General features: G+C 46.6%; 16 protein-coding genes. All 16 read left to right on the top strand.

The features are described from left to right. Nucleotides 1-81 precede the first annotated feature (81 nt). The 16 genes from QC821_RS19705 (at nt 82) to QC821_RS19630 (ending at nt 19,602) form a co-directional block, all read left to right on the top strand. Nucleotides 82-1,242: a nucleotide sugar dehydrogenase gene (locus tag QC821_RS19705; protein WP_309724923.1), complete on the top strand. Its 1,161-nt coding sequence runs from the start codon at nt 82-84 to the stop codon at nt 1,240-1,242. Between the two features lie 15 nt (nt 1,243-1,257). After that, nucleotides 1,258-2,256 (top strand): UDP-N-acetylglucosamine 4,6-dehydratase (inverting), encoded by a 999-nt coding sequence (gene pseB, locus QC821_RS19700; RefSeq protein ID WP_309724917.1) that lies wholly within the window; start codon nt 1,258-1,260, stop codon nt 2,254-2,256. Then, entirely contained in the window at nt 2,256-3,419 is a 1,164-nt protein-coding gene (gene pseC, locus QC821_RS19695) for a UDP-4-amino-4,6-dideoxy-N-acetyl-beta-L-altrosamine transaminase (RefSeq protein WP_309724916.1), read from the top strand. The genes pseB and pseC overlap by 1 nt, the downstream gene beginning before the upstream one ends. Beyond that, nucleotides 3,416-4,120: a pseudaminic acid cytidylyltransferase gene (pseF, locus tag QC821_RS19690; RefSeq protein ID WP_309724914.1), complete on the top strand. Its 705-nt coding sequence runs from the start codon at nt 3,416-3,418 to the stop codon at nt 4,118-4,120. The genes pseC and pseF overlap by 4 nt, the downstream gene beginning before the upstream one ends. Then, nucleotides 4,117-5,220 (top strand): UDP-2,4-diacetamido-2,4,6-trideoxy-beta-L-altropyranose hydrolase, encoded by a 1,104-nt coding sequence (pseG, locus tag QC821_RS19685; protein ID WP_309724912.1) that lies wholly within the window; start codon nt 4,117-4,119, stop codon nt 5,218-5,220. The genes pseF and pseG overlap by 4 nt, the downstream gene beginning before the upstream one ends. Before the next feature lie 23 nt (nt 5,221-5,243). Next, on the top strand, nt 5,244-5,756 hold the full coding sequence (pseH, locus tag QC821_RS19680; protein ID WP_309724910.1) for a UDP-4-amino-4,6-dideoxy-N-acetyl-beta-L-altrosamine N-acetyltransferase: 513 nt from the start codon (nt 5,244-5,246) through the stop codon (nt 5,754-5,756). Between the two features lie 14 nt (nt 5,757-5,770). Next, entirely contained in the window at nt 5,771-6,832 is a 1,062-nt protein-coding gene (gene pseI, locus QC821_RS19675) for a pseudaminic acid synthase (RefSeq protein WP_309724909.1), read from the top strand. Nucleotides 6,833-6,851: 19 nt separating this feature from the next. Further along, nucleotides 6,852-8,825, top strand: coding sequence for a hypothetical protein (locus QC821_RS19670; protein ID WP_309724907.1), 1,974 nt, complete (start codon nt 6,852-6,854; stop codon nt 8,823-8,825). 22 nt (nt 8,826-8,847) lie between these two features. Continuing rightward, nucleotides 8,848-10,401, top strand: coding sequence for a hypothetical protein (locus QC821_RS19665; RefSeq protein ID WP_309724906.1), 1,554 nt, complete (start codon nt 8,848-8,850; stop codon nt 10,399-10,401). Next, on the top strand, nt 10,398-11,669 hold the full coding sequence (locus tag QC821_RS19660) for a hypothetical protein (RefSeq protein WP_309724904.1): 1,272 nt from the start codon (nt 10,398-10,400) through the stop codon (nt 11,667-11,669). The genes QC821_RS19665 and QC821_RS19660 overlap by 4 nt, the downstream gene beginning before the upstream one ends. 14 nt (nt 11,670-11,683) lie before the next feature. After that, on the top strand, nt 11,684-12,811 hold the full coding sequence (locus tag QC821_RS19655) for a glycosyltransferase (protein ID WP_309724902.1): 1,128 nt from the start codon (nt 11,684-11,686) through the stop codon (nt 12,809-12,811). Nucleotides 12,812-12,830: 19 nt separating this feature from the next. Beyond that, a complete protein-coding gene (locus QC821_RS19650) occupies nt 12,831-14,549 on the top strand; it encodes a hypothetical protein (protein ID WP_309724901.1) in 1,719 nt (572 codons plus the stop codon). 24 nt (nt 14,550-14,573) lie between these two features. Next, on the top strand, nt 14,574-15,779 hold the full coding sequence (locus tag QC821_RS19645) for a glycosyltransferase family 4 protein (RefSeq protein WP_309724899.1): 1,206 nt from the start codon (nt 14,574-14,576) through the stop codon (nt 15,777-15,779). Continuing rightward, nucleotides 15,776-16,987 carry a glycosyltransferase family 4 protein gene (locus tag QC821_RS19640; RefSeq protein WP_309724898.1) on the top strand — a complete coding sequence of 404 codons (1,212 nt, stop codon included), beginning with the start codon at nt 15,776-15,778 and terminating at the stop codon, nt 16,985-16,987. The genes QC821_RS19645 and QC821_RS19640 overlap by 4 nt, the downstream gene beginning before the upstream one ends. After that, the gene (locus tag QC821_RS19635; RefSeq protein ID WP_309724895.1) at nt 16,977-18,251 is read left to right on the top strand and encodes a sugar transferase; all 1,275 of its coding nucleotides are present in this window, start codon (nt 16,977-16,979) and stop codon (nt 18,249-18,251) included. The genes QC821_RS19640 and QC821_RS19635 overlap by 11 nt, the downstream gene beginning before the upstream one ends. 127 nt (nt 18,252-18,378) lie before the next feature. Further along, a complete protein-coding gene (locus QC821_RS19630) occupies nt 18,379-19,602 on the top strand; it encodes an O-antigen ligase family protein (protein ID WP_309724894.1) in 1,224 nt (407 codons plus the stop codon). Nucleotides 19,603-19,654: the final 52 nt, after the last annotated feature.

Below are 19,654 nucleotides of genomic sequence, written 5' to 3'. Positions count from 1 at the left end.
TTGAATCGTGTTCTGGCAGGAACATCTTGATTCTACAAGAGGAAACCACTCGCCATCTTCTTTTTCAGGTCGGCCTCATGAATAAGCCGGGTTAATGAAGGGCTTAGCTATATTGAGCATATATCAAGTGCTAAGGTTGCCGAAGCAATTGAAAAAAACCTTGAAGCAACCACTGATTTCTCTCGAGCTAACGAGGCAGACGCACTTATAATTTGCGTGCCAACCCCACTCAATAAATACAGAGAGCCAGATCTAAGCTACGTAATCAAAACGGCTGAATCGATCGCTCCTTTTTTTCGCCCTGGGCAGATTTTATCCTTGGAAAGCACAACTTATCCAGGAACGACAGAAGAGGAACTATTGCCTATCGCTGAATTGGGCGGCCTTGAGGTGGGTAAAGACATTTTCTTGGTATATTCGCCAGAGAGAGAAGACCCCGGTAATCTGGAATATACAACTCAGACGATACCCAAGATTTGTGGCGGCCATACTCCCGCATGCAGAGAGGTAGGTATCAAGCTGTATGAGCAGGTGATTGATAAAGTGGTGCCTGTGTCAACGACTAAAACGGCTGAAATGACCAAGTTGCTCGAAAATATACATAGGGCAGTTAATATTGGTCTAGTGAATGAGATGAAGATTGTCGCCGACAAAATGAATATCGATATTCATGAAGTAATTCGCGCCGCGGCAACTAAACCTTTTGGCTTTGTAGCTTACCATCCGGGGCCGGGGTTGGGCGGCCACTGCATACCCATAGACCCCTTTTATTTGACCTGGAAAGCGCGAGAATATGGGCTGCATACACGCTTTATTGAACTCGCAGGTGAAGTAAACTCTTCGATGCCTGATTATGTGGTGTCGAAAATAACCTCTGCTCTGAATAGTAAAAAAAAATCTGTTAATGGCAGTAAGATTTTAGTGATAGGCATTGCGTATAAAAAGAATGTAGATGATATGCGTGAATCACCCTCAGTTTTTATTATGGAGAAACTGAGGGAGTTAGGTGCCGATGTACAATATAGCGACCCACATGTACCTGTTTTTCCAAAAATGAGAGAGCATTATTTCAACCTGTCTAGCGTTGAATTGGAAAAGGAAGTAGTGGCCCATTTCGACTGTGTTTTAATCGGAACTGACCATGATAGAATCGATTATAACATGATATGTGACCATGCCCAGTTAATAGTGGATGCGCGTGGTAGGTATCTTGAAAGTTATGATCACGTTTATAAAGCATGATATAAGGAAGTTGTGATGTTTGAAAATCAAACTATACTCGTCACCGGTGGAACAGGGTCTTTTGGTCACACCTTTATTCCGATGACTCTAGAAAAATATAACCCTAAAAAAATAATCATCTTTTCTAGAGATGAAATGAAACAGTGGGATATGGCTAAAAAGTTCGAGGGCGATCCAAGGGTACGCTTCTTTATTGGTGATGTAAGAGATAAAGAACGACTTTATCGTGCTTTGGACGGTGTGGACTGTGTTGTTCATGCTGCGGCGACAAAGATTGTACCTACAGCCGAATACAACCCCTTCGAATGTGTTAAAACCAATGTAACTGGTGCAATGAACCTTGTTGATGCTTGTATTGATAAAGGCGTTAAGAAAGTCGTAGCCTTATCTACTGACAAAGCAAGCAGCCCAATCAATCTTTATGGCGCCACCAAGCTAACCTCTGACAAGCTCTTGGTTGCAGGTAATCATTACGCTGGTCACAACCCTACTCGCTTCTCTGTTGTTCGCTACGGTAATGTAATGGGATCTCGTGGGTCGGTAATCCCATTCTTCATGTCAATTAAAGATAGAGGCGTATTGCCAATCACCGATGATCGAATGACTCGCTTCATGATCTCTCTTGAAGAAGGTGTTGAGTTAGTATGGCACGCTTTTGAAGATATGGAGGGAGGCGAGATTTATGTTAAGAAAATCCCGTCCATGAAGGTGACTGATTTGGCACGTGTAGTTGCGCCAGATGCCAAGCAAGAAGTTGTTGGTATTCGCCCTGGTGAGAAGCTCCATGAACAGATGATTAGTGGAGAAGACTCCTATTATACATACGAATACCCTGAACATTTCAAAATATTACCGCAGATTAATAATTGGGATAAAGACGCCAATCGAATTAAAAATGGCAAAAAAGTGCCTGAAGGTTTTGTATACTCCAGTGACAACAATACTGAGTGGATGAGTGACGCTGAGCTTCAGGACTGGATTGATTTGAATCGTGAGAAAATTGGAGCGATCTAATGATTCCCTATGGTCGTCAAGAAATTAATCAAGCGGATATCGATGCCGTTGTGTCGGTGCTTGAGTCTGATTTCCTCACACAAGGGCCACAGGTACCCCGTTTTGAGCAATCCGTTGCTGCACATGTAGGTGCAAAACATGCCCTGGCGGTCAATAGTGCGACCTCCGCACTGCACATTGCCTGCTTGGCTCTTGGTTTGGGTAAAGGCGACTGGCTTTGGACATCGCCCATCACCTTTGTCGCTTCGGCTAATTGCGGATTGTACTGCGGTGCAAAGGTAGATTTTGTCGATATCGATCCCCATACCTACAACCTTTGTCCGAAAGCGCTGGAAACTAAGCTTGAGCGAGCTGAGAGACAAGGACGCTTACCCAAGGTAGTCGTCGCAGTACATCTATGCGGTCAGCCATGCGATATGCAGTCACTTCATTTGCTCAGCAATCGTTACGGCTTCAAGCTAATTGAGGATGCTTCTCATGCTATTGGAGCTAAATACCAAGGCGAGTTTGTCGGTAATAGCTGCTACAGCGACATTACTGTATTCAGCTTTCATCCCGTGAAGATCATTACAACGGCAGAAGGCGGTATGGCAGTTACTAACGATCAGTATCTTGCCGAGCGCATGAATTTATTACGTAGCCACGGAGTCACGCGTGATTCGGAGCTAATGACGCATGAGGCTGACGGGCCTTGGTATTATCAGCAAGTCGAGCTCGGGTTCAATTACCGTATGACCGAGTTGCAAGCGGCACTTGGGACTTCCCAGATGACGCGTCTCGATGAGTACGTCGCCCGGCGTAATACGCTGGCAGCGCGCTATGATAATCTTCTATCGGAACTACCACTGACAACGCCTTGGCAACATCCCGACAGCTACTCGGGACGTCACCTGTACGTGATCCGTTTACACCTCGATCGCCTGAAGGTCAGCCACCGAGAAGTATTTGAGTCTCTTCGCGAACAAGGCATAGGCGTTAACCTACATTACATCCCTGTGCATTCTCAACCTTATTATCAGACGATGGGATTTAATAAAGACGATTTTCCTGAGGCTGAGCAGTACTATTCCGAGGCTATTAGCGTGCCACTATTCCACACCATGACTAAATGTCAGCAGGATGAGGTGGTCAATGCATTAAAGAATGCGTTGGGTGATACATGAATATCGCGATCATTCCTGCGCGTGGCGGCAGCAAGCGCATACCGCGCAAAAACATCAAGGACTTCGGTGGTCGGCCGATGATTGCGTGGTCCATCGAGGCTGCTTGCAAAAGTGAGTGCTTCGATCGAATTATTGTAAGTACCGATGATATTGAAATTGCCAGAGTGGCTGAGAAATACAACGCAGAAGTACCGTTCATGCGACCTGCGACGCTAGCTGATGATCACACCGGCACAATTCCTGTTATCGCACATGCGATCGAGTGGTTACAGGCTCAGGGTGAAATAGCCGATACAGTATGTTGTCTCTATGCGACAGCCCCGTTTGTAACTACGGAAGCATTACAGAAAGGCTATCGTGCACTGTGTGATCATGCTGATGCCGACTATGCATTCGCTGTCACCAGCTACGCCTTTCCAATTCAACGAGCCTTGAGAAAGACCGCTAATGGACGTGTTGAGATGTTCCAACCCGAGCATTTCAGTACGCGCTCTCAGGATCTTGAAGAAGCCTGGCACGATGCTGGCCAATTTTACTGGGGGCGCGCAGAGGCCTGGCAGGCTGGTCGCACCTTATTCGGTCAGCGCTCGATACCGGTCCCTATGCCACGTCATCGAGTGCAAGATATTGATAGTCCGGAAGACTGGCAGCGTGCCGAGTGGTTGATGCGGGTGCTAAACCAAGAAGACAGCAATTCATGACGGCCATTGTTGATCCGATGAGTGTTGTATTTCGTGTCGATGCGTCTATTGATATAGGGACAGGTCATGTCATGCGTTGCTTAACGCTGGCGGATGCCTTGTCGTCGAAGGGAGTTGATTGTCATTTCGTTTCGCGTGAATTGCACGGCAACCTGATTGAACAAACACGCCTGCGGGGCTATACCGTTCATGTGCTGCCTGCGCCTTGCGATAAAACTTATCTAGCACAAGAGCCTCCTTACGCTTCATGGCTGGGTGTCGACTGGTTGACGGATGCCGCCGAGAGTTCATCCGTTTTACGCGATCTGAACCCGGAGTGGCTCGTGCTGGATCACTACGCGCTAGATGGCCGTTGGGAGGAAGCAACACGCCAGCATTGGCAGCGTTTGTTTGTTATCGACGACTTGGCGGACCGTACTCATATAGCCGATTTACTGCTTGATCAAAATTTAGGGCGGCAAGTGTCGGATTATAAGTCACTGCTCCCTGAGCATGCGCATTGCCTGGTGGGACCTCAATATGCACTCCTTAGACCGGAGTTTGCTGAGTTAAGACCTTACAGCCTCATGCGTCGCGAGGCTGGAGCACTACGGCATCTACTGATTAGCTTGGGTGGGGTAGATAAAGACAATGCAACCGGCACCGTGCTCCGAACATTGCAGGACTGTCCTTTGCCCGAGGATTGTACTATCACGGTCGTGATGGGCGGGCATGCACCACACTTGGATGATGTACAGGCTGCAGCGGCAACGATGACTTGGCCAACTGAAGTCGTTATCAATGTGAGTGATATGGCCAAACGCATGGCTGAAGCTGACCTAGCGATTGGCGCAGCAGGAAGTAGCAGTTGGGAGCGGTGTTGCTTAGGCCTGCCAACCTTATTACTGATACTGGCCGAAAACCAGAAGCAAATAGCGCATGCAATGGATGCTTCTGGTGCTGCTCTTATACTAGGTGATCCTACTCAATTGGATAAACTATCTGTGCGCTGGGAGTCTTTGACGCAGTCGCATGTATTGGCACAAGTAAGTAAAACTGCTCGCTCGGTCACTGCTGGAAATGGTAGTGAAATTGCCTATGAGCTTATGCAGAAAATTTAAAATAGTAATAAGTAGTTCTTGATATGACGAATAATAGTGTTAACTTGCGACCACTTCAGAAAAGTGATCTTGAACTAGTGCTGTCGTGGCGTAATCATCCAAACGTGCGACGCTTTATGTACACACAGCACGAAATTAGTGCTGAAGAGCATCGTGCATGGTTTGACCGTACTCGAGATGACCAAAATCGTTATCAATTGATTTTTGAACAGCAAGAGCAGCCTACTGGCTTTGTTAACTTCAACGTAGTGGATCCACAAGGCAAGCGTGCTGACTGGGGATTTTATCTATCTCCAGAGGCTTCCGCTGGTAGTGGTTGGTCACTAGGTCTTACCGCCCTGAATTACGCATTTGAACACATTTACCTTCATAAGGTGTGTGGTGAGGCTTTGGCTTACAACATGCCATCAATTCGTTTTCATGAGCGCCTAGGTTTTACCCGCGAAGCAATTCTTCGTGAGCATCATTTCGATGGTATCAAATATCACGATGTCATCGGTTTCGGCATGCTCGGCACCGAATGGTCCAATAGATAAGGAGCCAAACTACCATGATCCTACCGTATATCGAGATCGCTGGACGTCGTATTGCCGCAGACCAGCCACCTTACATCATCGCTGAATTGTCAGCTAACCATAATGGAAAGCTCGAAACAGCTCTCAAAATTATTGAGGAAGCAAAAAAAGCAGGCGCGGATGCGGTGAAACTACAGACGTACACTGCTGATACCATCACATTGAACTGCGACTCTGAAGATTTTCAGATCCATGGTGGCTTGTGGGATGGAAAAACGCTTTATGAGCTTTATCAAGAAGCACACATGCCTTGGGATTGGCATAAACCTTTGTTTGAGCATGCGCGAAAACTGGAAATCCCTATTTTCAGCTCCCCGTTTGATAATACGGCAGTAGATCTGCTGGAAGACCTTAATGCGCCTGCTTATAAAATAGCGTCTTTTGAGGCGATTGATCTGCCTCTAATCCGGTATGTCGCCAGTACGGGCAAGCCGATGATTATTTCAACTGGAATGACCAACGAAGAGGAAGTTCAAGAAGCCATTGAGGCCGCTGTAGATGGCGGTTGCCGCGAATTGGCAATCCTTCACTGTGTTAGTGGATATCCTGCACCTGCGGATGAGTACAACCTTCGTACTATTCCAGCAATGATCGAGCGTCATGGGCTGGTAACGGGGTTATCTGATCACACGCTGGATAACACAACCGCTATTACCAGTGTTGCACTTGGCGCTTCAATTGTGGAGAAACATTTCACTCTTGACCGAAAAGGGGGAGGGCCTGACGACAGTTTTTCTCTTGAGCCGGCGGATATGGCAGACCTATGTCGTCAGGCCAAAACGGCTTGGGCGGCATTGGGCAAAGTTAAGACTGGTAGATCAGAAAGTGAAAAGGGCAATGCGCAGTTCCGTCGCTCACTCTATGTTTGTAAACCAATCAAAAGGGGTGAGTATATTACTATAGAAAATATTAGAAGTGTCCGGCCAGGATTTGGTCTGCCACCAAAGTATTTAGATAAAGTACTCGGTCAACAGGTTTCTAAAGATCTATACCCTGGAGATTCGTTAAGCTGGGATTTTCTATCTAATAGTAAATAAAACATAAGTGAGAGAGTAAATGCTGGTGAAGACGCAGTTAAAAAAAATACCTGGTTTAGTTCTAGTATATAAAAAATTACTTTTTGTTAAAAAAAGAATAAAAAAAGATATAGTGTTAAGTAATAAAAAACCAGCTGTGAAAAATAAAGCCGCTGAAATGTTGAATAATGAAAGCATTCCATCATCTTCAGATATAGAGCGTGTGCGTAAATGGTCGTATGACTCTACTGCTGTATGGGCTACATTAGAGCAAAGACTAGGTAACGATGAACTAGCAAGAAAAGTTGTTAGGGGCATACATGATAGTTCTTTGTTAAGCGATAAAGTCATTAAAAGGATGTGGAGCACGTCTAGTGATTTAGGAAGGCATGATATTGCGTTGGATGCTCTTAACAGAATTAGCATAAAGAATAATGACCTTGAAATGTTTAAGCACCGAATTGAGCATATAAAATATAGCCAAACTGCTTATTCTTATTATGAGTCATATATAAAAAAGTATCAGCATAAAAATCCCCTTGGCCATGTTGTTGTTTTTGATCTTGGTAGTCGTGTCACTACTGGGCTAATGGTTCCAATTTCTTTAGTGCTACTGAAACAAGGCTACAGTGTTTCTTCTGCAGTAGCATCGACGATGCCGAAATCTGATTTAAAAGTACTATCTAATGTATCAGCAGTTATTAGAACGAATGGTTTTAGCTTTACTAACGAGCCCTGGAATAGTCAATCTTTAAGAAATGAATGGGTGATAGACTGGCCTTCTGGTATAGTTTCTTGTGATGGAGTGAATTATTTCACGTTTTTCTTAGAAAGAATTAGTAAGCTAGAGCGTAGTTATCGTGGCACTTTGGCGAGTGAAAGATCTAATAAATTATTTGATGAGATACTTAAAAAAAGTGATGTGGCATTGTCCTTTTGTAAAAATCTTCTTTCTGTTGCAGAAAAAGAAAAACCAGTCCGTGTAGTTACGATGGACACACATTTTGCTCCATGGGGAGTAGTTCGAAAGTGGTGTGAGGTGTTTGGAGCAGAAAAAGGAATACATCTGATAGGACTATCCATAGCCTATGAAAATTATTTTTCGAACTTAACATCAATTGAAGCAAGCACTATCTCAGTCGAAGACATGACTGCTAGATCTGATTTACGGCATCCTTTCTTGGGTGGTCGTTACCGCTTTGAAAAGTTTCTAGAGAAGGTCGGTCCTAATGAAATCTCTAGAGAAAATGCTCTTTCTTGGATAAATGTTAATAGAAGCCGTACTAATTCAATAAGTGAGCAAGATCGAGCAGAGGTACTAGGAAAAGTATCGAAAGCAAGGGAGCAAGGGAAAAAAGTATTTTGCCTTATGGGTAAAGTATTGATCGATTTTGCAGCACCGGACGATGTCGGCAATGTATATGCTGATTTTGAGACTTGGATAAATGATTTAATCCGTTTATCTTCTAAAAATGATGCGATTTTAATTATTAAACCTCATCCGCATGAAATAAGGTCTGAAATTGTACAAGAAGGCGTACAGTGTCTACGGGAAATATTACCAAAATCACTTCCTGAGTCAGTGATATACCTGGATCACTCGTTATTTAATTCCTCTGAATTGGCTAGTCTGGTAGACACGGCATTTGTATGGAATGGAACTGTTTGTGCTGAATTTCCTGTGCTAGGTTGCCCTGTGATAGGTGAAAGTATTTGGTCAGCTAGAGATTATCCTTTAAACCAGCATATTATAAATAATGAAGAAGATTATATTCGCATATTTAATGGAAAAATTGATGTGCCACTTAGTGAGGATACAATATATAGGGCAATAGCCCACCTTCATTTTATGAAATGTTCGGATGTCGCGATACCATTAAAATATGTTAAAAGAGCTGGTACAAACCAAAGTGTTGGAGCTAATGTTTTCTATGATGAGGAGTTGGCTTTATTAGAAAAAGAAGGCGACTCAAATGTAGAAAAGGCGGCAAGTCGATTTTTTGAGTTTATTTAAAGTTATAAATATAAGGCTTCTTATGTTTAATGTTAAGCATTTTGTTAGATCGAAACTTAAAAAATATTTATATGGGCTGTGTGTAAAGCTGTTTCCTGAAATTGATAATAATTATAAAACAAAAGAAATAATTTCTGCTGCCTTAGAGTGCTCAAATGATCCTGTTTATTTGATTAATTGTTATCATGAGAAGTTATTAATAAATGACAAGATTTTATGGGCATCAATAAGAGAGGTTAGGGTAAACGCTCCACTTGTTTTTAAGGTTGTTATTGATCAGCATGACCTCGTTTCATCTAAGAGTCTTTCCTTAAGGCTAATGGCTACATATGTTATTGAAGAGAGGGTGGAAAGTTCTGATGTTAAAGTTAGCTATTTGATAGATAAGTTTGACGATTTAAGAAACGAGGTAAATGACTTAAGTAGGGTTAAAAGCTTAATTGCTACAGCAATCATTGTTAAATCCAATCTTTCTGAAATTGAAGCAAGACTTCATGCAATTAATTTCAATATTAAAAAATTGACTGATCATCAAAAAGTGAAACTTCTGGGGCGCTATACTACACATGGAGATCAATCGAATTTTTTAGCCATTAAAAACTCCTTTGGCAATGTAGGCGCAGCAGCTAACATCAAAATTGATCAAATGCATTACTCGCTTACAAAAGATGACTCTCAGTGTCTTAATATATTAGAAAAGAAATTCGAAGATTTACCTTATGATATTTCAAGGCAATATTTCTCTTATGTGAAACCTCTTTTCGGCAATATAGAAAGTAAAAATAATTATACGGATGCATCATATTCAGTAAGTAAAATATCCAAGCTTAGAGAAATGATACTAGATAAAATACAGCGACGTAAAAATTTATCGTTTATTAGACTTGGTGATGGAGAAGCTTATGGCTTCCAGAATAGCGGCTATATAGACTCTAATGGGTACACAAGACAAGAGATTCATTGGTGGGGTGAAACTTTACCAGAAAAAAAAAGGGAAGAATTGCAGTCAGCTTTTATTGAATCCTTGAAGTTCTGTGATTTTCTAGGAGTGCCTACAGTTACTCGATTAATCAAAGACTTTAATTTAGAGAAAAGTGACATATATGAGAAGAACACTTTAATTTCTCGCGTTTTTTGCGTGATGACTTCTTCTCCGGTTTTCTTTAAAGACAAAGTAATTGTTGAAGACCAAATTAATTTACACATATTTAATAAGGGTTTTATTGAAGATATTTTTGAGAAGGCGGATAAAGTTGTTTTTGTATCTGGATTAGATAAAAAAAAAATTAGTCAGTGGTCGTCAGATGAAGCTAAGCTTGAGTGTTTAGAAATTCCTACACACAGGCTTTTAAGAGATAAGGGTTTGGCAAGCTCTGTGGAAGGTATTCTTCCAAATGCATACCAAGAATATCTTCAAGAAATTAAGGTGTTAGCCGGACCTGGAGTTGTTTTTATTGTATCAGCTGGCTTTATAGGAAAAATCTTTATCGCCGAGGCTGCTAAGCACGGCTCAGTAGCTTTGGATATTGGCCAAACGCTCGTCTCTTTGGTGGCTGACAAGAGCGTAAGCAAATGAGCTTTTTAAGTTTCAATAGATATTTTTTTAAGGGATTACAAAGAAATTTTAAAATCATCCGATATGGTGATGTTCCGGAAGTCTATAAAACACCGCTGGTTGTTGAGCGCTATGCTTTTGCTTCACCTAGTATAAAGGGGCATCTACGTTCGCTTAAAGAGCTCGCCAAGCATCTTTTGCGGAGCGACCTCAAAACATATGAGATGCCTGAAGCTTTATTCATATACTGTGGTGGTTCAGCGAATAATGAACGGGAATTTTCTTTTTTTTCTCGTTTGGTTTTAGATGAATTGCCTGTAAGTGAATATAGTCGCAAAGATAATATTTCATTCGTGAATACAAAAGTCGTTAAAAAAACAAGGTTTGAGTACACAGTATCGTTTTACTTATTCTTTCTGTGCCTTCTGTACTTGTTTCGTATAAAATTAGGACCGGTATCTCTAAAATATCTTTTAACGTATGCAAAGGTGTTTTTGAATGTCTATGCAAGTACTCGTCGACATGATATGAAGGTGCACGCGCTGGTAGTTGCTAATGATCATACGGATTTTCCTGTCGCTGCTTCGATGGTTATGCAGTACCAGAAGATACCTGTTGTTTACGTTCAGCACGCTGAAGTTTCAGATTCCTTTCCACCATTGGATTTCAGTGTATCAGTGCTCCGGAATCAAAAATCATTGGATATCTATAGGAGCATCGGAAAAGTGTCTGGCGATGCTTTTGTTGTGCCTCGTCGCCAAGAATCTCAGAATTTATCTAAAATTTTTCAAAAAAAATCTGGTAAAGTCCCAGTTGCCATCTACTTGAGCTCTGTTTTCAGTCAGGATGCAGTTGTGCGTTGTGTTGATGCGTTGAAGACTAATGCAAATGTACTCAGTATTGGAATTAAACCCCATCCGCGGGCAAGTCAGGAATTTCTACGTAGTATTAGCGATGTTACTATTCATGACAGTATCCCGGCGTTTGAACACATCGCCATTGTGCCTAATTCATCGGTTGTGATTGAGCTGCTGGAAGCAGGTATTCCTGTTTTCCAGTACTTTGAGCTTGATGATGTTGGCCATGATTACTATGGCTTTGTTAGAGAAGAAATTGCCCCTGAAGTCTCGTTAAAGGATCTTTATTTTCCATTTTGGAATTCAGGTTTCTTTAATGATCAGTGGCTTTTAAAATTTGCAGCATATAGCCCATCAGTGAATGATTCGTGGCGAGTTTCTTTACCTACGCTGATTTCTAAGATGAAAAGCTATATCCGCACAACTTCATAGTAATAGGTGTATTTTTGATATCTTCATTTTTAAAGCATGTATGGATTCGCCTGCCCTCAGTTAAAGGTTTTTTTTACAAACCCCGGAAAAAAACTTATTTGTTTCTTCCTATCAATGGCGCTGGTCTGGGACATTTGACACGCTCGCTGGCCATTGCACGGAAACTTCGCCGTGAGCAACCAGATGCTGATATTGTCTTTTTAACAACCAGCATCGGTGTGACGCTGGTTCACAAGGAGGGATTTCAGTGTCACCACATTACACCTTCAAAGCTGCTTAAGGCGGATGCCATCACTTGGAACAAGCTCTTTTATCGTTCACTTGTAAATGTGTTGGGCATACATCGCCCACATTGCTTGGTGTTTGACGGCACTATCCCTTACCTTGGCTTGCGAAGGGCCATGCGTGGGTATCCAAAGCTTCAGTGCATTTGGATCAAGCGGGGGCTCTATAAGGAGGGGATCGACCAGACCAATTTAAAGTCTCTAACATTAGGTTTCTCTTCGGTTGTCGCACCTGGAGAGCTTGTGTCTGAAGATGAGGATGCTGTTACACCAGATTTGTCTATTCACCAAGTGGAACCAATATCATTGCTTGACGGCAGTGATTTGATGAAACGTGATCTGGCGCGTGATATTTTGCGTCTACCTAAAGATCAACCGTGTGCTTATGTACAACTGGGAGCCGGAAACATCAATGGTATAGAAGATGTTCAAGATAAAATTATTAACAGCCTGAAAGAAAAGGGTATCCGGGTAGTGCTAGGTCAATCGCCAATAGCATTGAATCCACAGGCAAACTTGAGTGCAGACTCGGTAATTGTAGATTACCCTAATAGCAAGTATTTCCGTGCGTTTGATTTTGCAGTCCTTGCAGGCGGTTACAATTCCGTATGTGAAGCTGTGACGCTTGAGTTACCCGCTCTTTTTATTCCTAACACTGAAACTGGCGCTGACGATCAGTTAAAAAGAGTCCAGCAGTCTCGGCACTACGGCCCCTATGAAGTTATGGTTGAGTATTCCGAAGAATTTTTTGATGCAGCTATTGGTAGGCTATTAAAAATTGAATCTCGGGGTCATGGCTCTGGTGTCACTAATGGAGCTGTGTCTGCTGCTGAACTGATTGCTCGGCATGGTGTTTAATCGACCTTGGGATGATGAAATGACCAGTACTGTCTACTCTGTTGGTCGTGCACTTCGTTGGTCAGTTACCTTGAGCCGCAAGTTTATGCGGGTGGTGCCTTGGCTGACATTGCTAGCGGTAGTGTCTAGCGTTTTAAGTCAGTTTTTCATGTTGGCTGGTTTTTTATTACCGTTGAAGGTTGTCTTGCTCCTTGGTAGTGAAACAGTTCCTGTATACTTTCCATCAGTATTTCAAGATGTTGGTCGAGACGGACTGGTAGTATTCCTCAGCATTGCCTCTGTATGCTTTTATCTAACGCATCTTTTAACAGGGAAAATCGTTGATATTTCTGCAACTTCTGCTTGTAAAAAATTACTAAACCGAAGTAAGAAACTAGCGATTTTTGAGAATCAGCAGGAAATTGCGTCAAAAGGGTATGCAAGATATAGCCAAAATTTAGCTACAGTCGGTTTCGTTTCATTATGCCTGATGGTCATGGCTTGGTTTTACCCTGATATAGCGATATTCATCGCAATTTATATCACGTTATGTGTGTTGCTTGTGTGCATAGTGGCCTCCTACTCTAATTCTTTCCACACGAAACTCTCAAGAGAATTAAGTTCAGTTTCTCGTTTATTAGGTAGTCTTGGCTTTCTTTTATCATTTGCATATATTGTTTTAAATCATCTGTTAGGAAGCCCACCGGGGATTCTGGTTTCAGTTATTTCTTTGTTACTAGCTAGACAGACATTTGGGCGTTTAGCAACTTTTGCCAAAGATATACAGGGGCTCTACGGGCAGAAGTCCCAGCTGCGTGCCTTGTTTTTCCACGGACATACATTTTCCCAGAAGCCTATCTCACGTAACCAAGGGTTCTGGCCGCTGGTCGTGCCCGAAGCTCGTGATGCGTGGATTGCTGAGATGCTTGCTGAGATAGTTGGTTCTGAAAACTTCGAGTCTGATACACAATGGTTTGATATCGGGTTGCCCGACATTGTCTGTTATCACGTAAAGGTGGTGACTGGTGATGGCAGGTTTGAGTATGTTATGAAGCTATTCAATAGTAATCGATCTGCCTGGGCCAAACATGAAGCCACTTTACTTTCTAGCCAGAGGTCTTTGCCGTCAGTCCCAATAATAAAGCTTGACTTGGTTAAGGGGGTTCATTGCCATATTTATGATGTCACCGGTCTTAAACGATGTGGAAAAAAAGAGACCATAGACCAACTTGTTAAATTTCGCACTCGGCTAATGTCAACGACTCCGCAAAGTGATATGGTTTCTTTGTATGCGCGCTCACATCCCATGCTTTGGCAGCGACTGGATCAGCAGTCGATAATCCGAATGAGGGATTTGCTTGACCGCCTCGCTGATTCTGATGCCGTTGAACAATTTTTGATTCGCCTGAATGATATAAAAGAAACGCTGCGTTTTTTACCTTTAGCTCTTATTGCCCACGATATAAGGCCTGGAATGTTGTGGAAATCAGATAACGGCGATTGCTTTTTAATCAACTGGACCCGGTGGAGCATTGAACCGATTGGCGCGAAGTTGCCTGTATCGGTGCTTTATGAGCCTTCTTTTACGGAGATTATTGAGGATATTGCTTCGGAACGGACAGACATTAGTAAGATAGAATCTCACGATATACGTCTTGCAGCATTAATTTCAGAATTCGAGCAGCGTTTGCAGCGCGCCCGCTATGCTGAAGCTCATGCGCTAGTCTCTAAAATACTGTTAGCGGCCAAGTCCGCCTAAGTACTGTTCTTCATTGGAGGTTTCGTGCCCCGCGTTGCAATGATTGTATGGAATGATGTCCGAAATGATGCTCGTGTAAAAAATGAAGCAAATACTTTGGCTTCTGCAGGTTACAAAGTATATGTACATGGGCTGTTTACAACCGGTCTTACCCCTCGAGAGGAAAGGCTCTCATCGGGTGTCATTGTTGTTCGCCATGGGCATCAGCAGGGTGCCATGCTTGTGAAGCCAAAGAAGCACACAGCCAAGCGTAGTCGGTTTCAACTGCTATTACTGATGGCCAGCCGTATCTTTACGCATGTTGCTGTTCTTCTGAGTCTTCTCAAGCTACGACCAGCAGTAGTGCATGCTCATGACGTGAATGTTTTACCCACGGCCTGGTTAGCGGCTCGTCTTTGCGGCGCAAAACTTGTGTACGATGCTCACGAAATTAGCTCTGGTCGTGAAGGCTATCGCAAAATTGGGAGGCTCGTTGCTTGGATTGAAAAGAGGATTATGCCCAAAGCGGCAGGTACAATTACTACCACGGACGCCAGGGCGAAGTTTTTTGCTCGCGCTTATAAAATACCAAGGCCTCTAGTGCTACAGAATCGGCCCCGTTTGGCGATTGTTCAAGGAGATGATCGAATTCGAGAAACGCTGGGCTTGTCTGAACCATTTCCGATCGTAATTTACCAGGGGGGACAGCAGCCTGGGCGAGGGCTTGAGCGTTTGGTTAAGTGCTCAGTAGATGTGCCTAATGCATATTTTGTGTTCGTAGGTGGTGGTAGTCTACATGAAGAATTAAAGCAACTTGCTGTATCTCTAGGTTTGGAAAATCGTGTATTTTTCATTCCGACCGTGCCGCTTGACGATCTTCCAAAATATACGTCCTCAGCGGATATTGGTGTACAGCCCATCGAGAACACCTGCCTGAACCACTTCACCACCGATTCCAACAAGCTGTTCGAGTACGTGATTGCCGGCTTGCCCGTGGTGGCCAGCCAGCTCCCGGAGATCGGTAAGGTAGTGCGTGAGCATGACCTGGGGCTCCTGGTGCCCGAGAGCGATACTCAAGCCTTGGCCAGTGCCATTCGCAAGCTGGTCGATGCTCCCGAGTTGCGGCAGCACTATCGCGCCAATGCCCTCAAGGCGGCCGAAACGCTCAACTGGGAAGCCCAGGAGTGTGAACTCGTGGCGCTCTACGCTCGAGTGCTGCCTAACGTTCAGATCGGCGTTTCCCCTCGATGAGCCCGGTGCGCATCCTGCTGCTAGGTTTTTACTTTCCTCCTGATATCAGCCCCGGCGCGTTTCGTGCCGAGGCGCTGCTGCATGCGCTGGATGCTCGTTTACCCGAGGGTAGCGAAGTGCATATGGTCTCTACCGCGCCACATCGTTTCACGCAGGGCCAGGTGCAGGTAGCTAAAGAGGAGTGTTTACCTAGCGGCAAGAGCCGCATCACTCGTTTGGAGATCACACAACCTGGCAAGGGAATGGCTGGGCAAGCGATGGGGTTTCTTGGCTATGGCCGGCAGGTAGCCAAACTTACGCGTGGCGAGCACTACGACCTGGTGGTGGCTACCTCTTCGCGTTTGATGACGGCGGTGTTGGCGCGTTGGCTGGCGAATCGCCATGGGGCCAAGCTCTATCAGGATATTCGCGATAACTTCGTTGATAACCTGCCCCACGTGTTGCCTGGAGGTATCGGCAAGGCACTGGCGCCGTTTTTCGGCTTACTGGAGCGCTGGGCGCTGTGTGAGGCACAGCGGGTGAACCTGGTGTCGCGTGGCTTTGCGCCATACTTCACTTCTCGGTATCCGCTGCAGCACTTTAGCTGGCATACCAATGGCATCGACCTGTCATTCGTGCATGCCGTGGAGCAGGGGATATTCCTGCCGGGGCCGGAGCGCAGGTCAGATGCGCCGCTCAAGGTGCTCTATGCGGGAAACCTGGGCGCGGGGCAGGGCTTGGAACATATTCTGCCGGCGTTGGCCAAGCGACTGGAGGGCCGAGCCGAGTTTCGCATCATAGGCGCTGGTGGCGGAGCCGATGCGCTACAGCAGGCCCTGGATACGCAACGGGTGAGTAACGTTACCCTGCAGCCGCCCATACCGCGCGATGCCCTGATACAGGCCTATCGTGATACCGATGTGCTATTTCTACACCTGAATACCTTGCCATCGCTGGATACGGTGCTGCCTTCCAAGCTGTTCGAGTATGCCGCCACCGGCCGGCCAATCTGGGCGGGGGTGGCGGGCTTCGCTGGCGGCTTCATCGAGGAGGAGATCGACAATGCGGCCGTCTTTCTTCCGGCGGATGTCGAGAGTGCGGTCGCCGCACTGGGGCGACTTGCGCTATCCTCTCGCCCGCGGTCACGCTTCGTGGCTCGATGGCGGCGAGATCGCATCATGGAAGAGATGGCTGATGAGGTGTTGGCAGTGGTGAAAAATGAAGCGTAAGTATGAGCGCCGACACTCACGGTGGTATGAGGTTCTGCTGTTGGGGTTGGGCCTGCACCTGTTGGTGGGGCTGCCGCTGATAGTGATATTGCCTTCGCTCGAACGCTGGGGGTGGGAGTTCTGGCATTACCTGCCCGATGTACGCACCAATACCCTGATAGCCATAAGTGGTGCCTTCATGGCCTCGGCGCTCACGCTGCGGCGCATGAGTCGTTACCCGGGGGCCCAGCTGGCGGCCAATATCATGCCCACGGTATCGATTGCCTTCTTGATCGCCGTGGCGCTGTTATTTTTCACCCGTGAAGGCTACACCCGCCAGGTGCTGTTTGCTGGCTACCTGGTGAGCTTGGCCTGGTTCTATGTCGGATACTTCATCGGGCGGCGTTTCCGCCGCTTGAAACTGGCGCTAGTGCCATTCGGCAATACCCGCCGCTTGCTCGGCACGCGCCAGGTAGACCTGCGGCTACTCGAGTGCCCCGACCTGCAAGGAGTTCGGGTAGACGGTATCGTCGCCGACCTGCGTGCAGAAGACCTGCCTGCAGAGTGGGAGCGATTTCTGGCCACATGCACGCTATGTCATATCCCGGTATATCACATTCGGCAAATCTCCGAGTCCATCTCGGGCCGGGTGCAGATCGATCATCTTTCCGAAAATGAGTTCGGCAGCCTGCTACCGCCGCTTATCTATGTGGGCGTAAAGCGTGTAGCCGACTTCATTGGCGCATTGGTGTTGCTGCCGCTGCTATTGCCGGTGATGTTGGTGACCGCCGTCATCATCAAAATCGACAGCCCGGGGCCGGTGTTCTTCATGCAGCCGCGCATGGGCTACCGGGCACGGCCGTTCTTGATGTTCAAGTTCCGCAGCATGCACCATGATATGAGTGGTGAAGACTTTACCATCTCGGAAGACGACCCCCGCATCACGCGGGTAGGGCGGATTATCCGCAAGTATCGTATCGATGAGCTGCCGCAGATCTTTAACATCCTGAAAAGTGAAATGAGTTTTATCGGCCCCAGGCCGGAATCGGTCTCCCTCTCCGAGTGGTACGAAGAAGACGTCCCGTTCTTCAGCTACCGCCACGTGGTGCGGCCGGGTATTACCGGTTGGGCCCAGGTAGAACAGGGCTATGCCGCCGAGGTCGATGGCATGACCCGCAAGCTGCAGTACGACTTCTACTACATCAAGCACATCTCGCTGTGGCTGGATGTACTGATCAGCCTGAAGACGGTGCGGATACTGTTTACCGGTTTTGGGGCGCGTTGAGGCCAGGCTTAGGCACGGCCGGTCGGTGGTATTATTCTTGCGAGCGCCCTGGGGCGCTCGCTGCATTTTGGTCGTTCAGGAGCTTGGTAGAGGGATGACGGGAATATTTGCGCGGGAACGGGCCTTGATGCTCAATCAATGGGCGCTGCTGCTGGTATTGATGCTGCTGATCGCTACACCGGTGCGCAGTCATGCCGTGGTAGCCGTATTGATGCTCTACGCTATCGGCTATCTGGTGGCGCATCGTCGCTCGCTGGTGGTAACGCGCGTCGACTGGGCGGTGATGGGGCTTCTGGGAGCGTTCTTGCTGTCGCGGTTGCCGATCTATGTGCTCGATCCGCAGTCCCGCTACCTGGCCCCCGGGGCGCATATGGTGGCGTTGGTGCCGATTTATCTGATGCTCAGGCACCTGGTGTATCCGGTGGACCTGCGCCAGCTTCGCCAGTTCATGGAGCTCGGCGTCATACTGGGTAGCCTGGGCGCCTTTATGGTAGCGCTGGTGCAAACCCAGTGGCTGGACTACTACCGCGCCGATGGCTTCTTGTTCAGCATCAATTTGGGTTACCTGAGCTGTGCGATGGGCTTTCTCGCCGTATGCCTGATGCGGGACGGCCGCTATCGGCGCTGGCTGCTGGCAGCCGCGGTGGCGGCGGTGGTGACGTGCCTCTTGACCCTGGCGCGAGGGGCGATTCTTGCCGTGCCGCTACTGCTGGTGCTCAGCCTGGCCCTGAACATCGACCGCCTTGGTAAGCGAGTGGTGGCGGTGGCGATTGCCGCCATGTTGGCGCTGCCGCTGGTAGGCTATGCTGTTCTGCCGTCCGTACAGGATCGGGTCGACTACACCGTCAACGAGGTGGTCAACTTGGCCGAAGGCAACATCGAGGCGGCCGTTTCCAGCGGTGGTCGCCTGCAGTTGTGGACCGCCGCCAGCCACGCGTTCCTGGAGCGCCCGCTGATCGGGCTTGGCTACGATGAGCGTGAGTCGCTAAATGCTGAGCTGGTGGAGCAAGGCGTGATTACCGATTGGGTACTCGGTGTTAGCCGTGGCCATGCGCACAGCCAGTACATGGAAGTGGCCGCCACCGGTGGTGTGCTTGGGCTGGTGGCGTTGTTCGGTTACCTGGTGGCGCCAGGCATCTACCACTGGCGCTTGCATCGTCGCGAGCCGGAGAATCCCTGGCCACAGGTGGCGTTGGTGTTCACCGCGGGCTTTGCCCTCTACAACCTCACCGAGGCGGCCATTCACCATGAGATGATGGCCACCTTCTACGCCTATATGCAGGTACTGTTGGTGGTGATGGCTTGCAGGCACGCAAAAGGTACTGATCAGTGGAAGTGTGTTAGTGAGTGATGCTTCTATTGTTAACAGTGCTAATGAGTAGTACACCGCCTACTAGGGGCTC

This window comes from Franzmannia qiaohouensis, from assembly GCF_031451695.1.
GTDB lineage: Bacteria > Pseudomonadota > Gammaproteobacteria > Pseudomonadales > Halomonadaceae > Franzmannia > Franzmannia qiaohouensis.
This window is presented reverse-complemented; position numbering and strand designations above follow the sequence as displayed.